The following is a 15,920-nucleotide window of genomic DNA, read 5'->3' as shown; positions in this document are numbered from 1 at the left end:
TCCCCGCGAAGATTGTCCACGGCTTGAACGGAGAGCGGGGATCCACGATTTCCGTCAACTTGTGGACTCCCGCTTGTGCGGGAGTGACGGGTGGGGGAGTGCTCAGACAGCCTCCTACGGATGTTTCCGCACGAAGCCTTGCACCCGCTCCAGCAGCCGGGGAAGGCTGTCCATCTCGTCCTCAGCAACGAGGAGATCCGGGGTCAGTCCCGTTCCCGTGCAGGTATCCCCCCCGGGAAACAGCACTTCCTTGTTGGTGTAGCGCAGCACGGACCCGTCCGACAGTCGGGCGTCGGTCTGGGACACGCACTTGCCGAATGTGGGGCGGCCCACCAGCGCCGCCCGTTGGGTGCGCTGCAGGATGCCGGCGAAGATTTCCGCGGCGCTGGCTGTTTCCGGGCCCACCAGGAGGATGAGCGGCATGGTGAATTTGTCTCCCGGCGGAGCGTGCACCTCCATGGAGTAGCCGTCCCGGCCGCGAACAATGCCCAGCACGGCTCCAGCCGGAAGAAACATGCCGGCCAGATCAAAGGCTTCATACAAATCCCCGCCAAGGGCGTCCCGCAGGTCGATGATGAGGGGGGCCGCCTCGCGGGTGGAAGCTGTGCGGGCCAAGAAGTCCAAGGTGGCGCGCAGGGCCGGTCGGGTGACTCCCCCAACGAAGTCCCGAATGCGGACCAGGCGCTGCTCTCCGGGCGGGATGACCTCCACGTCCAGGGGGGTAAAGGACTCCCGGCGGACCGAAAAATGTTTCGTGCCCCCGCCCGGCAGGGACACCGTCAGCCGGACGGTGGATCCCTCCTCGCCCCTGAGGCGCAGGGCGATGCTTTCGGCATCCAGACCGGCCACCGGCCGGCCGTCGATCTCCAGCAGGCGAACCCGGTCCGGGACCCCCGCCCGGTCCGCCCCGCCCCCTCGGTAAACGTGCAGGATGGGCATAGGTCCCCGCAGGGACAGGCCGGCGCCGATTCCCACCCAGGCATGCCTTGCCGCCGTGAGAGCCCCGTACTCTGCCGCCGAAAAGATCCGGGCGTAGGGATCGATGTCCCGCAGTTTCGTCGCCAGGTTTTCTTCCGACAAGGCCGCCAAGGCGGCCTCGCCCGGAGGGTTCAAAAGGTGGCGGCGCAGGATGTCCCGAATCGCTTCCAGCGGCGCCGCGTGGAGACACGGCGCCGTCAGGAGCACGGCCAGGAAAAGGGCCGCGGCCGACACCCCTCTCACTGGGCCAGTTCCATCTGCATCTTCATGAGCAGGTCGTATTCCTTGCGAAGAGCGTCCCGTTGCGCCTCCAGCTGCTTTCTGCGCAAATCCACGTCGGAATCTCCCAGGCCGCTGCCTTCCAGGGCGTCCAGGGAAGATTCCTGGCGCTTCAGGCCGGCCTTGAGATCCGCCAGACGCTTCTGCATCTGGGCCACCCGCTTCTGATCCACGCCCTCCTGGGAAGACAACGCCTGGATTTTCTTGTCCAAGGCGGCGATGTCGGCCTGCATGGCATCCACCTTGGCCCGGTCCTCCCGGACCCGGGCATCGGCCCGGGACTTCTCCGCCTCGAGCCGGCCCTTTTCAGCATCCAACTCCCGCTGGGTGGCACGAAGCTGCTCGAGCCTCGCCTGACGCTCCTGGACGCGCTTTGCATATGCGCCGCTACTCAGCCCCGCCATTCCTCCAAAAAAACCACCTGTACGGGGATCGTGCTGCCCGGCGCACCCAGCCAAGATCCCCAGCGCCACGACGATAGGCAAGATATGGATCTTCATACAGACAACCTCTGATCGATCTGAGCGAGTTGCGAACTTCCCTGACGAAGTTTGTCCAGGTTTTTCTGCAGCGCCGCCACCTCTTTCTCCAGCCGTTTGATGTAGTTGTCATCTTTTGGCCGGTTGTTTTTCTCTTGTTCTAAGATAGCAGTCTGCACTTCTAATTCTTTTGCCAGAGTCTTCTCCAGATTTTTGGCATCATCGATCTTTTTTTGCAAAGCAGCACTCTTGGCAAGAAGGACTTTCTTATCGACTTGTCCTTTGTCATAACGGGAACGCAACATCTTGGACTCTTTTTCAAGCGCAGCTATTTCACTCGAAAGCTTGGAATTGTATGCTACAAGCGTCCGGTTGTACTCCTGGGTACTCGCAATTTCTCCATCGAGAAAGTCTTCCGTCGAAGCATAGGCCTGTTTACGTTTGGCGATTTCATTGCCCACCAAAAATCCAGCCCCTGCCCCAAGGGCGGCTCCCACAGCCGCGCCGCGGCCACCGCCGATAGCGTACCCCAAAAGGCCTCCCACCACGGCCCCCACGCCCGCGCCTTCCGCCTTGGTGCGTGTCTGGTCCGACATGGTCGCGCAACCAGACACAAGAGCCACCATCACAAGCATCACGACAAGTTTTTTTGCACTGTGCATATCCTCTCCCCCTGCACAAAAGGTTATGAATCCAAAAAACCTCGGAACTGTTTTCGAAAATCCTCAAACCACGCATCCGGATCCGCCCGGCGTTGGTCCGCGAAAATTGCAACGTGCTTTTTGAGCAGTGTCAGAACCTCGCGCTCCCGCGAGGTCACTTTGCTCGATTCCAACTGTTGAAACGCAAACTCCCTGTGTTCACGACTATATTCGCCGAGCTTACCCACCTTGTCCCGGTAGCCTTGAAACTGCTCGCGCGCAGCCCGCTCCAGATCCGCCATGGATTTTTCCACTGCAGCGACCTGCTCCTGGTAGCGCGCTGATGTTGCCGCCAACTCTTTGGCCGTCGCCAACGCCCCCGCCAAGCGCTCGAGCCGGGATAAATACACGGACAAATTGACCCCGTTGCGGCTGGCGTCCTGGGCCAGGCTGCGGGCGCTTTCCCGCTGGGCCAGTTCCAAGCGCTCCCGAGCCTTGCTCAAGGAATCCTGCACCGCGGCCAAAGACGACTGCAGTTCGGGGTGCTCCTTGATCAGCCGCTCAATGATGGGATCCACGGCACCGATCTGGACCGATGCCTGACTGACCAGGTTGTCGAGAGTGCGCCCCACGGGCATGGTCCGACGCAATTCCGCTTTATAGGCGGCGTATTCGCGCTCAATGGCGCGCCGCTGGGCCGAACTGACCACGACATTGGATCCCAAGGCCAAACGCGCCCCTGTATTGAACGACTTGCGTTCCTCGATCTTTTTGGCGTCCGGGTCCCAACCGTAAACATCCAGCTCTGCCCGCAAAGAGCTCCGTAACTCCGCCAAGGGCGTCGAAACACTGCCGCCGCGCACGGGGACCCCTCCAGGCTTCCCCTGCCAGACTTCAGGGCGAAAAAGCCCCGCAGTCATCTCCTGGGCGTTGCCCAAAAGATCATAGAAACCATGAATATCCGGCTTGCGCAGCCCAATGGGACGCAGCTTGTGCTTGGCGTTGTCCAAAATCCACGCGAACTCAACTGCCTCCGCCACAGGAAACGGCAACCGCTCATCAAAAGTCCCGGCCTGGATGGCCTCCATGCCGCCACGAGCACAGTACTCCCACTCGTCTTCCGTGGGCAGCCGTACATACCCCGGCACGCCATCCACCCGAGGCATGGCCTCCACACGCTCCGGGTGGGCGGGATCAAAAAGCCATTGATTATAGCGGCGCAAAAATTCCACTACGTCACCATAACTCACGTACGTAAGCGGCTTCATAAGGGCTTCACGCAGACTGCGCCCTTTGAGGGTGGACAACGTCTGCACCTCAGGATCATGACCGACTGCCACCAATGTCTCCATCCCCATAACTGCGGCAAACTGCCCCCGGGTCAGTTCATACTTGCCGAGGATGATCTCCCAGGCATCCCCTTGGTCCGAGGGAAACGAACCACTAACCTGGGTGCGTTGCAGTCCTTCGAAAATTCCACCCGAGGCATCGCCAATCTGGATGATGCGGCTTTGATCTCCCCAAAATCCCTTGCCCGGGACCCGGACACGCCGAAAGACCATCTCCTCGCCTCCGGGCATGGGCAAAATCAAATCCCCTGCTGCGGGCTTGGGATTGGAAGGAGTTGGGGCCAGAGCCGCCGCCTGTGCGAAGGGGGCTATGCCAACGCCCATCGCCACCACAAAAAACGCCACAAGCGACGCTGGCCACAGCCTGCCAGTATTACTGTTCACGAATAACCTCCGCAGGATCGATACCGGTTGCCCGCCAAGCGGCCACCAACGATGCCAGGCTCGCCAACACCAACGTGGCAAGACCAAACCAAGGGATATACGAGCCCGGCAACACACAAAAAGTCTCGCCAGGCGCCAGGTCCATAGCAAACACATGGTCAATGGTCCGGGCGAGCAGCGCATAGCCCCCAACCCCCGCTGCCAGTCCCATGCCGGTAATGCAGAGCCCTTGCACGATGGGAAAAAAGAACACATGCGCCCGGGAAAACCCCAAAAGCCGCAGTACCCCCAACTCCCGACGCAGACGATCCACCGCGGCATAAAGGCTCGCCACCAACACGCCAACGCCGCCGCATACCCCAAGCGCCGCGATGAGCCAAAGCAAACGGGCAAGCCCCCGATCTAAAACCTGAATACGTTCGATAGCCTCCACCTGCGCGATCACTTCCAATCCTTGCTCCTTGAGACGGTGATACAACGAAGGCACATCATCGATCGTTTTCGCATAGAGACGAAATCCCCGGTAACCGCTGCGAGCCATTTGAAAGGACTGCGTTGCGGAGTCGAAATTCACGCGGCGCAGCATGGAGGTGCGCAATACCCCCATGAGTCCGGCGGGCAGCACCGGACGATCCAGATCGGTTTCCCCGACAATGCGCACAGGAAAAGAAAGCTCTTCAACGCCGAGAACACGCAGTTCCACAGACATGCCCGCAGGTGGAGCGTGGTGCGCAGGCCAAAGGCACGGGGGAGGACCGCCATTGTAATCGCGCGTTCCCCAACTCGGCCACGGAGTAGTCGGCCATCCCAAAAACTCCGCGTGGGAGGCATCAAGGGACAGCCCCACAGGGAGCGTCCTTTGACCACCAATGCGCACATCCACATCGCGGACGTAGGGAAACAGCGCTCGCTGATAGCCTCGCAATTTTTGCTCCACGGCGCGGAGGCTGGCCATGGTCACCGGCGAGGCAGGGGCAAACAATTCGTAGCCGACGAAGCCCTCCGGCGGCTCCCGGCCCAAAAGTTCCCGGATACGGCCCCGACCGATTTCCTCCATCCGGGCAAAGCCTGTATTGATGACCAGCCCGGAACGCACAATGGGCAAAAGCGGCTCCGGAACGAGAAGCACCGCGCCGTCAAAACTTGGGTAGGGGTGCGGGGTCTCCCCTGGCCATCCCCGGGCAGGAGCGGCGTAACCTTCTTTGAAGGCCTCCACGTCCAACACGAAGGCGAGAGGCGCGTAGATCCGCGGCAAAGACCCCGCCCGAGAAGACAGCACCGCAATGACCTGCACTTTGGCCTCCCCGACCTCTGAGCGTCCTCCCCGAACGCGGGTCACCCGCACTTCCAGTGTGCCCCCCGGCTTCACGCCAGCCACACGGGCCGCCTCTTCCGTAAGGACCACCTGCCCGTCCTCGGGCACGGCACCACCATTTTCCACAATGAGCGGATCCCCAGGGGCAGTCGGAACGAGATCGAACAGTGCGGTTTTCCGATCTTGAAGAACAACACTGACGACGGAAGACAGCGGCAAGATAGTCGGAGTCAAAAAGCCCACTTCTGGCCAAGATGCCACATCCGCAAACCACCGAGGGGACAGCACCCGGGTCTGTGTCGGCCGGATTTCCCGAAAAACAGGGTCTTGGACCAGACGATGGCGCAAGGTCTGGATGGTACCATGTTTGAGTCCCAGCAGGACCAAAAGCGGAGCAATGACTGCCGCCAGGGCAATTACCAAGCATAGGGTCAGGACCCACTCGTGCCGCAGATGGGCTCCTGCCAGGCCGGGGATGCGGCCAAGAGGATTCGTCCCTTGCGGCTTCATACCATGTCTCCAGACACTGGCTGGCAGACCGAGAGGATGTGCGTATCCGACACGGGCGTCACATCAAAGGCGTACACCGCATCCGCCAGGAGCCCGACGAGATCCATGTCATGGGTCACCACGACCACCGCCACCCCGTCGTCCCGAGCCAACCGGGACATATCGTGCATAATGGTCCGTGCTCGTGCCTTGTCCACGGCAGCCGTAGGCTCATCCGCCAAAATCAAACGCGGACCATGAGCCAAAGCACGAATAATAGCCGCCCGCTGACGCTGGCCAATGGAGAGGGAAGACGGCTTCCGGTCCAAGCACGAGGCGAGTCCCATGTCCTGAGCCATTGCCTCGATACGCCGGCCCGATGGACGGTTGCGGCCAATGGAGACGGAAAGTTCGATATTCCGGCGCACCGAAAGAAACGGCAAAAGCCCACCGGTCTGAAGCACATAGCCCAAATACTGCCGCCGCAAAGCGGCCAATGCGGCTTCATCCCCCCGGCGCCACAACGCGGCGATATCCCATGACGGCGCCTGCGCGTTCACGACAAGTTCGAAGCGCTCCACCTGCGAAGGGACCATGATCAAGGCGAGCACGTCCAAAAGCGTGCTTTTACCGCACCCGCTCTCCCCAACCACAGCCACCAGCGCGCCCCGGTCCACACGAAAGTCCGGCACCTGCAGTTCGAAAACGCTTTCGTTTTGGCTGCGGATCTTCACCAGCCCCTTCAGACGGACCATGGGCACGCTTGCGGAAACCACGACCGCTCCTATGGCAGATAATCCAGATGCAATGGGTACACCATGTCCTGATCTGGGTCGGTATCATTGATGCGAAACCACGCGTCCACCTGCTCGTTGATGGTTCGGTACTGGTCGAGTTTCGCCAAGATACTCCACTCCAATTGAGAGCGCTGCTCCGCAGTCATACTGGCGAACATGTCTTCGGTAAGAGACAAAATGTCGCTCTTATACGGCAGGCTTTGGATAAACGCGGGCAGCAGCCCTGTGTCGGCCAGGCGCATGGCCCCGCCGAGATCTTCAGGGCGCTTCATGGCCTGACCGGCCACACTCTGCAGCGCATCGAAAAACTGCCCTTGGGTGACCTCGGCGCGCATGAGGGCCTGAACCACCTGATCCAAAGTCTGGGCCAAAGAGGAAAGCTGCTCGCGGGTGACCAGGACACGCACCTCCAACGACTTGATCGCAGGATTGACGAGATCCCGATCCAATGCCCACGCCACGATGTCTTTGGGTGGGCTCGCCTCTTTCCCCACGTATTCGATGAGTGCCGCTTCCCACAGCTTGTCCATTTCCTCCAGGGGCGCAGCTTCCTGCGCAGGCTGCGCCCCCATGGTCTGGCTCAACAAGGTGGAGATGCGGCTGGTGAGGTGTTCGGCCAAAGAACGGTATTCGCTCTCTTCAAACGCATTGATTTCCTTGAGAGCGGATGTCTCCGTGCCACGCACACGGGCCAAACGCCCGAATTGCGCCTGGGCACGGGGATGATCTTCTTTCGCTCGTGGATCCTGGAGATGGATGGCAAAAAGATGAACCTGGGCGTCATCGTGCTCCCGGCGCAGGTCGGTCTCGTCTTTGCCGGTGGTGTTCTGGGGATGCCCCTTGGGATGGGAGCTGGCGTCACTGATGAGGATCACAAAACGCAAGGCGCCCTCACGCCATTTGGAATGCAAAGCGGTTTCCACACCAGCGAAGAGTTCCTCGGCATAATCCACGCTCCCCACAGCAGTAGCGCTGCCTTCACGCTCCAAAAGCCCCACCAGGTCCTGGGCGCTCACGAGTTCCGGAGTCACATTGCGCACCACGTACTCCAATTGCGGAGCGACCTCCAAGGAATCCCGAAACACCACCAGACCAAAACGAAATCGGTCGGCGGTCTCGGCGCTGAACTGCCGACTCATCTGGGCCACGGCCTCGCGGGTCATATCGATGAAGGGCTGCATGCTCCGCGTCGTGTCGATGACAAAGACAATATCGGCCTTGACCCCCTGGAGCACCGTTCCTCCCTGGCCGCGCCCAACCTGGGCCTGCTCCAGATAATCCGGATTGCGGACGGTGTCCGCGCCGCGCGCGCCCGGTACGGCTGCGGCCAGCTGCAAAAGGCGCACATCATCACCACCAATCTGGGTCTGGCGCCACTGAAGAATCGGGAGCAGGTAAAAGTGCTTGGTAATATCTACAAAACGCTTGGGCTCCATGCTCACGACCTCTTCCGGAATGGCGCCCGCAGCGATGGCCGCATACAGATCCTTGGCCCGACCAGCCATGTCCATGGCATCGACAATGGACTCCAACGCAACACGATCCCGAAACATGAGCACAGGGCTGCGCCCTTCCAGCTCATTTCCAGGATGAGTGTAGGAAACCAGGAGCGCCTGGCGCCATTCCAAGGCGTCTTTGGCCTGGATCCACCCTTCCGGTGCCGTGCGCGTGCGTCCCACGTGATACCATCCTTGAGGAGCCTCGGGACGGGAAAGATCCAGCCCCTGACGGTCAAAAACGTACAGCGGCTTGAATGCCGGGATATTGGCCTGGACCACGGCATTGGGGTCTTCTACCGCCTCACGATATATGGAAGAAAATGGCCGCGGAAGAACACGCAACGGAAGTTGGGTGGCGGCTTCCAGACACGGAGCTCCGGGAGAACATACGATGCCGTCATTTGTCGGCGACGCGGATGCGGTCTGCCCTGTGCTCCCCTCCAAAGAGGAAAGGACGTCTGCACTCCCCTCTTTCTCGGCAGAAACAGTCGGCCTCACATGCCCCGCAGTTCCCTCCAAGTCTGATAATTGAGCAAACCCCAAGGAAACATTCAGAAAAAACATCAACCCCATCAGAAGGCACATGCTTCCTTCCCGCCAACGGTCTTTGCACGCCATGCCAATCTCCTTGCTGAGCACTGACAACACATTGGTATATTTATGAATATAAAATTCTCTTTTCTATGCGTATCAAGGCTGCCGCGTCAGTGCAAGCAACGTTTTGCAAACATGACAGTACATGCCGCCACCGCATCACGCCTCGGCCGCAGGGGACTTGCTTTCCCGCTCCGCTGTGCTACCCAAAAGCATGCACGAATCTTCTCCGCCGCCGGACCATCCCCTCCGGCGTCCGTCAAAAAATGCGCTGGTGCTCCGGGGGCTGCTCGCCGCGGTGCTCGGAATAGTGCTGTTCTGGGCAATCCTTCCCCGGATTGCCCCGTGGCTCCTGGAGACGGTCGTCGTACCTCGCGTGGCGGCGTCCTTGGGTGCTTCTGCACTGCGCCTGCAGGTGCGGCAGGCGGACTTTGGGGGCGTGGGCCTGGAAGCGCTCACCCTGGGGGATGGACTGCGCGCATCCACAGCGGGGGTGCGCTGGAGCGTTGGCGGCCTTCTGCGCGGCCGTCTTGAGGCGGTGCGCATCACCGGGCTGCGCCTGGTGCTCCAGGAAAGCGAAGCGGGTTGGAGTGTGCCGGGGATTTCCCTCCCCGAAGCAGAGGACTCTGCCGCACCCGCCTTCGTGCCCGAAGTGGGCGCCATCCAGGTGGAAGGGACGGTGGAAATCCGCCGCGAATCTGCCGCCACCCGGATTCCCATAAGCGTTTCCGGAAGCGTGGACGCCCATGGCGTGGCACGGCTCACGACAGTCCTGGAGCCTGCAGGGCAACCGCTGCATCTGGCAGTGCATGCGGACATCGCGCGCGCAGAAATGCGCGTGACCGCCGCCCTGCCTCAGGCGTCCCTTGCGGCGCTCGCCGCGAGTATCCCGGGAATGCCAACAATCCCCCTCAGCGGCGCGGCCCAGGCCGAGCTTCGCGCCGCCACGACGCCACAGAACGGGCCTGAAATCCAGGCCACCGGCAGCATCTCCTCGGCGCAAGGGGTGCTCGGGGACATGCGCTTCGTTCAAGAAGGCGCCACCTCCGTGGATCTCCGCTGGCAGGACGAGATCCTTTTCCGTGCCACGCCCTTTCGCCTGCGCGAACCCGTAATGGCGGCGGTGACACTTGAGCGCCTGCGCTTTTCCCCACATTCCGGGGCACTGGAATGCGCCTGGAGCATGGACGTGGCCCCTGGGCCGGTGTCCACCGAGCCGCTGCGCATCGTGGGGCAGGCCGCCGGCATGCGCACATCCCACGGCTGGGAGATGAACGCCAATGCGACCCTTGCAGCCGCCACGCTGCGCATTGGGGACGCCGCCCTCGCCCTGGAAGCAAGCCGCATGCACCTCACCGCCCGCCTCGACCCGCACGGCGCGGTCCTTCGCGCCGCTTTCGAGCTCGGCGCCGCGCATATCGTACAGACAAACGCGAGTCTTGAACTCTCCGGGATGCGCATCACCGCCATGGCCACGCCTCAATCCTCCGGCGTGGTGGAAGGCGAAGTCCGCATCACCGACGGCAAAATTTTCGCCCGCTCCCGAGACGCGCAAATGCGATCCACGCACCTTGCCGCCAACGCCACCTTTCGCCTGGGAGAGCGCCCACGCGTGGAGGCGCTCTTCTCCGCAGCCTGTAGCGGCCGCAGCAAGGACGCCACCGCGAAGCTCTCCCTCACCCTGCCCGCAGCCTGGCCCACGCCGGCCGCCGGCCCCGGCACGCTACAGGCGGAGGTCCAGTGGAAAAAACATGCGCTCGCACGGCTGTCCGCCCGCATCACCCAAGGACCGCGGGGCTTTGACCTTGGCGGCAGGGCAGAGCTCCCTCTGGTGGGGATCCACGCCGATCTGCGCGGCTTCCTCGACTTCTTTTCCCCCGAGCAAACGCAACTCCACGTCCAGGCCGACCAAACGGTGGTGCTCCCCGGCAGGCTTGCGCGCGTGTTCCCCGCCTTGGCCTCGCTTTCCGGAAGCGCGCGGCTGAACGCCTCCGCCGCCCTCCAGCTTGGCTCCGGGCAGCCCAGAATTCCGGCGCGCCTTGCCATTGCCCAATGCACGCTGCGTCACGAAACGGCCAAGATGGCCCTGGAAAACGGCACCCTTGACCTGGCCTTCGCCGACCTCGCCACCGTGCGTTCCATGCCCCGACAACGCTTTTCCTTCCAGCGCCTGCAGCTGGGCTCTGTGGAGCTCGAAGCCGGCGAAATCCACTTCCAGGTGGAAGGCCCCCAGAGCCTTTTCGTGGAGCGCTGTGATTTCCGCTGGGCCCAAGGCCGCGTGGGCACCCAATCCTTCCGCATCAACCCCGACGTGGAAGACTACACCGTGGAGCTCTACTGCGACCGGGTGCGCCTGGCTCAGGCCTTGGCGCAACTCGGTATGCCTCAGGTGCGCGGCGACGGCACCGCCAATGGGCGCATTCCGGTACACTGGACGCGCGGGGCGCTCTCCTTCGACAATGGTTTTCTCTACTCCACCCCCGGGGAAAACGGGGTGCTCCAGGTGGACGCCGGAGGCATGCTCACCGTAGGCATACCGCCCGACACACCGCAATTCGGCCAAGTGGATCTGGCCGCCGAGGCGCTCAAAAACTTCGTCTACCAATGGGCTACAGTGACCATGAACACCGAAGGCCGCGAACTTGTGGTGTCCCTGCAGCTCGACGGCAAGCCCGCCACGCCGCTGCCTTTTGTCTATGACCGCGATATCGGCGGTTTTGCCCGGGTTTCCGCCAGTTCTCCAGGATCAAACTTTCAAGGCATTCGGCTGGATGTCAATTTCCGGCTTCCCCTTGACCAGCTCTTGCACTACAAACGACTCATCAAACGTATCCACAGCGGAGGTTGACGTGCGATTTCTCCCCCTGGCTCTCATGGCGCTGCTCACCCTGCAAGGGGCATGCAGCACCCGGCATCAAGTGCAGGTGGCACCGGTGGAAGTCAAACCCATCCACATCACTATCGACGTCAATGTCCGGGTCCAAAAAGACCTGGAAGACTTCTTCAGCGACATCGACAAGGCCCAAGAAGAACTCGCCCCCACCCAATAAAGGAGTATCCCATGCGCGTTTTCCAACATGCCATTGCGCCCCTCGTTGTCCTCGTGCTTCTCGCCCTTGCCCAGAGCGCCCTGGCCGACAGCATCAAAGAGCGTATGAAGGCGAGGCTTCCCGTGATCACCCAGCTCAAGGCTCAAGGGCTGGTAGGAGAAAACAACAAAGGATTCTTGGAATTTCTGAGTCCGCAAAAGCCCCACGCCGACGTGGTTCAGGCGGAAAATACCGACCGCATGACGGTATATCAGGCCATCGCCGCCCGGCAGGGAACGACGCCCGAGTTCGTCGGCCAGGCCAGGGCAGCCCAAATCGCGGAACGCGAGCCCACCGGATTCTGGATTCAGGACCCAGGGGGCAAGTGGAAAAGAAAGTAACCCCCCTTGGCTGCATACCACGCAAAACGCCCTGGTGGAGATCCAGGGCGTTTTGCGTGGTATACCCGGGCCGCCCAAAGAGCACGGCCCAGGAGGCGAGGACGTCCGGCAGCGGCAGTCCGGCCCGCTACTTGGCGGCCTTGCCTTGGGCGGCCACCGCGGCCTGGGCGGCGCGGATGGTCTCCTCGTCGGCCAGATAGCGGCTGCGGATGGGGCGGCAGCTCTCGTCGAGCTCGTAGACCAGCGGCTGGCCGGTAGGAATGTTGAGACGCACGATGTCTTCGTCCGAGACGCCGTCCAGGTATTTGATGAGTGCGCGCAGGCTGTTGCCGTGGGCGGCCACCAGCAAGCGCTCGCCCGCCAAAATCCGCGGCACGATGACCGTCTGCCAGTACGGCACCACCCGGGCCACGGTATCCTTGAGGCATTCGGTGCGCGGGAACTCCGCCTTGGGCAGCGCCGCATACCGCGGGTCCGCCATCATGGAGGTGAGGCGCTCGTCGTCTTCGGCCAGGGCCGGGGGACGCACATCGTAGGAACGCCGCCAGATGAGCACCTGCTCGTCACCATATTGGGCCGCCATCTCCGCCTTGTTGAGGCCTTGCAGACCACCGTAGTGGCGCTCGTTGAGGCGCCAGGAGTGCTCCACCGGCAGCCACAAGAGATCGAGCTCTTCCAAAATGAGGTTGAGGGTCTTGTTGGCGCGCTTGAGCACCGAGGTGAAGGCGCGGTCAAAGGTAAACCCTTCGGCCTTGAGCATGCGCCCCGCCTCCCGGGCCTCGGCCATGCCCTTTTCCGTGAGGTCCACATCCGTCCAGCCCGTAAACCGGTTTTCCTTGTTCCACGTGGACTCGCCATGGCGGACAAAAACGATGGTGTGCATGAGAAACTCCTTGAAAAAAGTGCGCGAGAGTGCGCTCACCCATAGCGACCTTTGCCTGCGCGGGCAATGGCGCGCCAAGGGGATGCGAAAACCGCCCCTGCTGTGCTGGCATGTGTACTTCCCCAAAAACCGCATTGTGTCCTTGCGGGCGGGCGGGGCATTGTCTACAGCCAAACAAGAATTTACCTGCAGATACCCAAGAAGGATGTATGCTCCCGCTCGTGCTTTTAGCCGCCCTCGGCCTGGGACTCACACTCTGGGCCATTGCCATCTACAACGGTCTGGTGCGCCGCCGAAACATCGTGGATGAGGCCTGGAGCGGGGTGGAAGTCCAGCTCAAGCGGCGGGCGGATCTCATCCCCAATATCGTGGCCACGGTGGAGGCCTACGCCGGACATGAGCAAAAGACCCTGGCCGAAGTGGTGCGGCTGCGCAATCAGGCTGTGGCCGCCGGCACGGTGGAAGAAGCGGCGCAAACACAAACGCTGCTCTCCGCGGCCTTAGGCCGACTGTTGGCCTTGGCGGAAAACTACCCCCAACTCAAGGCCAACGAAAACTTCCTCAGCTTGCAAACGACCTTGAGCGAAATCGAAGAACAGCTCCAGCTGGCCCGGCGCTACTACAACGGCGCGGTGCGCGACCTCAACATCGCCGTGGAGTCTTTCCCTTCCAATCTGGTGGCCGGCCGCTTCGGCTTTACCAAGGCTCCGTTTTTCGAGCTGGAAGACCCGGCGGACCGCAACGCGCCCCACGTGCGTTTTGGGTCATGAACCGTCTGGTCACCCTCATCCTCCTCATGGTCTGGAGCGCCTGCGCCCAGACGGCTACAGCCGCCCAAGAACGGGTGCTCCATTTCCACGCGGAAATCACCGTGCATCCGGACGCCAGTCTCACGGTGGAAGAGACTATCGCCGTCCAAGCCACGGGGGAAACCATCCGCCGGGGCATCGTGCGGGAGTTTCCCACCCGCTACACCGACTCCCATGGCCGCACCATGGAAGTGGGCTTTGAGCTCATCCGCGTGCTGCGCGACGGCCATCCCGAGCCCTACCACGTGGAGCGCCGGCAAAACGGCGTCGCCATCTTCATCGGCGCCAAAGACGTCTTCCTTGCCCCGGGCCAGTATGTGTACACCATCGCCTACCGGACCACCCGCCAATTGGGATTCTTTGCCGAACACGACGAACTCTACTGGAACGTCAATGGCAATGGCTGGCGTCTGCCCATGGACCAGGTCACCGGCGCCGTACAACTCCCGCCCGGCGCCACGAGCTTCGCCGGCCGCGCCTATGAAGGTCCTCAAGGCAGCACCGCCGGCTTCGACCTGCCCAGCGGCGAGTCCCGCATCTTTTTTGCCAGCACCCGGCCGTATGCTCCAGGAGAAGGACTGACCATCGTGGTCACCTGGCCCAAAGGTTGGGTCACCCCATCCGACGACGCCCCCACGTCCCTCGATGACCTGGGGCGCTTTCTCGTGGCGCCGCAGGCCCTGTCCTCCCCCACAGCAACAGCCGCGGGCCTCGGCCTCGTACTTGCCTTGGGATACTACGTTTTTGCCTGGATACGGGTGGGCAGGGACCCCGCGCCAGGAGTCATCATCCCGCGCTTCGATCCGCCCAAAGGGTTCTCGCCAGCCATGGTGCGCATGCTCTTTCATCTGGGCTTCGACACCACCGCCATGACTGCGGCAATCGTCAACCTCGCGGTACGCGGCCTGCTCTGCATTAAGGATACCGGATCCTCTTCCCGCAGCATCAAGCTCACGCCCCCGGCCGTCCCTCCCGCGCTTCCCCCCGGAGAAGCCGCCCTGTGGGAAGCGCTGTCGGCCCGCGGCCGTCGCCATGTACGCCTCGATGGCTCGGACCACCGGGTGATGCGCGCGGCCCGCACCGCCCTGCAGCACGCCTTGGAAAAGGAGCTGGCCGGGGCCTATTTTCGCACCAACAGCGCCTGGACGCTGCCGGGACTCGCCATCACCGGCATGTGCATGGTTGTGATTGGCATCTCCACTCCGCAGTTTCCGGCCTTTTTCTTCCTCTGTGTGTGGCTCACCTTCTGGAGTTTCGGCTGCATCGCCATGCTGCGCCAGGTGTGGCAGGGCTGGAAGAGCCCGCTTTTGCGACAAAAGGCGGCAGCCACGGTGCTCGCCGTGTTTTCCATACCGTTTCTGGGCGGAGAGGTCCTCGGGCTGTGGTTTCTCCAAAATGTGGTGGGGCTTCCGACTACAGCAGCCCTGGCCGGGCAGATGGGGGCGGCGGTACTCTTCTATCACCTCCTCAAGGCGCCGACGGTGGCCGGCCGCCGCATTTTGGACGCAATCGAAGGGTTCCGCATGTACCTGCGCCTGGCGGAAAAAGAACGTCTGGAGCTCCTTCATCCACCCGAAGAGACGCCCGCGCTCTTCGAGCGCTTTCTGCCCTACGCCATCGCCCTGGAGGTGGAAAACGCCTGGGGCGCCCGCTTTGCCCGCATCCTCCAAGAGGCCGGCTACACCCCCTCGTGGTATGTGGGGGCACACTTCCATCCCCACACCCCCAGCTCCTTTGCCCAGGGCCTGAGCCACGAGCTGAACTCCAGCATCGCCGCCGCGGCACGGGCGCCCGGGTCTTCCTCGGGCATGAGCGGCGGATCTTCCGGAGGCGGAGGAGGCGGAGGCGGCGGGGGCGGCTGGTAGCCAAGACAGCGCGGGCACAAGGACCAAGCCCCCTCCGTCCACCAGCGCCATGCCCTCGACATCAAGCTTCTTGACCATGGGGCTTTTCAGACATCGGGGCTTTTGGACATCCACTTTTCGCCCCCACTC

The 15,920-nt window shown here is 62.3% G+C and carries 13 protein-coding genes; 5 read left to right on the top strand and 8 right to left on the bottom strand.

Going from position 1 to position 15,920, the window contains the following annotated elements; genetic code table 11:
• Positions 1-114: 114 nt before the first annotated feature.
• The 7 genes from BR00_RS09195 to BR00_RS09165 are packed head-to-tail and all read right to left on the bottom strand — an operon-like array spanning position 115 to position 8,489.
• Positions 115-1,221, bottom strand: coding sequence for a S41 family peptidase (locus BR00_RS09195; RefSeq protein ID WP_496477296.1), 1,107 nt, complete (start codon positions 1,219-1,221; stop codon positions 115-117).
• Complete coding sequence (locus BR00_RS09190; RefSeq protein ID WP_496477295.1) at positions 1,218-1,757, bottom strand: hypothetical protein; 540 nt, start codon at positions 1,755-1,757, stop codon at positions 1,218-1,220. Before BR00_RS09190 ends, BR00_RS09195 begins: the two co-directional genes overlap by 4 nt.
• Positions 1,754-2,398 carry a YMGG-like glycine zipper-containing protein gene (locus BR00_RS09185; RefSeq protein ID WP_496477294.1) on the bottom strand — a complete coding sequence of 215 codons (645 nt, stop codon included), beginning with the start codon at positions 2,396-2,398 and terminating at the stop codon, positions 1,754-1,756. Before BR00_RS09185 ends, BR00_RS09190 begins: the two co-directional genes overlap by 4 nt.
• 23 nt (positions 2,399-2,421) lie before the next feature.
• Positions 2,422-4,110, bottom strand: a complete 1,689-nt coding sequence (locus BR00_RS09180) for a formylglycine-generating enzyme family protein (protein WP_496477293.1) — start codon at positions 4,108-4,110, stop codon at positions 2,422-2,424.
• Complete coding sequence (locus tag BR00_RS09175; protein WP_496477292.1) at positions 4,100-5,935, bottom strand: ABC transporter permease; 1,836 nt, start codon at positions 5,933-5,935, stop codon at positions 4,100-4,102. Before BR00_RS09175 ends, BR00_RS09180 begins: the two co-directional genes overlap by 11 nt.
• A complete protein-coding gene (locus BR00_RS09170; protein WP_496477291.1) occupies positions 5,932-6,690 on the bottom strand; it encodes an ABC transporter ATP-binding protein in 759 nt (252 codons plus the stop codon). Before BR00_RS09170 ends, BR00_RS09175 begins: the two co-directional genes overlap by 4 nt.
• Positions 6,691-6,698: 8 nt before the next feature.
• A complete protein-coding gene (locus tag BR00_RS09165) occupies positions 6,699-8,489 on the bottom strand; it encodes a vWA domain-containing protein (RefSeq protein ID WP_496477290.1) in 1,791 nt (596 codons plus the stop codon).
• Positions 8,490-8,949: 460 nt separating this feature from the next.
• Here BR00_RS09165 and BR00_RS09160 point away from each other — a divergent pair, with 460 nt between their 5' ends.
• Genes BR00_RS09160 through BR00_RS09150 form a run of 3 tightly spaced genes read left to right on the top strand, consistent with a single transcriptional unit; the run spans position 8,950 to position 12,234 of the window.
• Positions 8,950-11,652 (top strand): intermembrane phospholipid transport protein YdbH family protein, encoded by a 2,703-nt coding sequence (locus BR00_RS09160; RefSeq protein ID WP_496477289.1) that lies wholly within the window; start codon positions 8,950-8,952, stop codon positions 11,650-11,652.
• 1 nt (position 11,653) lies between these two features.
• Positions 11,654-11,854, top strand: a complete 201-nt coding sequence (locus BR00_RS09155) for a hypothetical protein (RefSeq protein ID WP_496477288.1) — start codon at positions 11,654-11,656, stop codon at positions 11,852-11,854.
• 11 nt (positions 11,855-11,865) lie between these two features.
• Entirely contained in the window at positions 11,866-12,234 is a 369-nt protein-coding gene (locus tag BR00_RS09150) for a YdbL family probable chaperone protein (protein WP_496477287.1), read from the top strand.
• Between the two features lie 127 nt (positions 12,235-12,361).
• On the opposite strand, the gene gpmA is transcribed toward BR00_RS09150, so the two are convergent.
• Entirely contained in the window at positions 12,362-13,117 is a 756-nt protein-coding gene (gene gpmA / locus BR00_RS09145; protein ID WP_496477286.1) for a 2,3-diphosphoglycerate-dependent phosphoglycerate mutase, read from the bottom strand.
• A gap of 209 nt (positions 13,118-13,326) precedes the next feature.
• Between gpmA and BR00_RS09140 the strand changes: the two genes are divergently transcribed.
• Together BR00_RS09140 and BR00_RS09135 are read left to right on the top strand one after the other, a co-directional pair.
• Positions 13,327-13,887: a LemA family protein gene (locus BR00_RS09140; protein WP_496477285.1), complete on the top strand. Its 561-nt coding sequence runs from the start codon at positions 13,327-13,329 to the stop codon at positions 13,885-13,887.
• Positions 13,884-15,791: a DUF2207 domain-containing protein gene (locus BR00_RS09135; RefSeq protein ID WP_496477284.1), complete on the top strand. Its 1,908-nt coding sequence runs from the start codon at positions 13,884-13,886 to the stop codon at positions 15,789-15,791. The genes BR00_RS09140 and BR00_RS09135 overlap by 4 nt, the downstream gene beginning before the upstream one ends.
• Positions 15,792-15,920: the final 129 nt, after the last annotated feature.

Source organism: Thermodesulfomicrobium thermophilum DSM 16697 (assembly GCF_059568695.1).
Note: the sequence above shows the minus strand (reverse complement) of the source record. Positions and strands in the feature narration are given on the sequence as shown.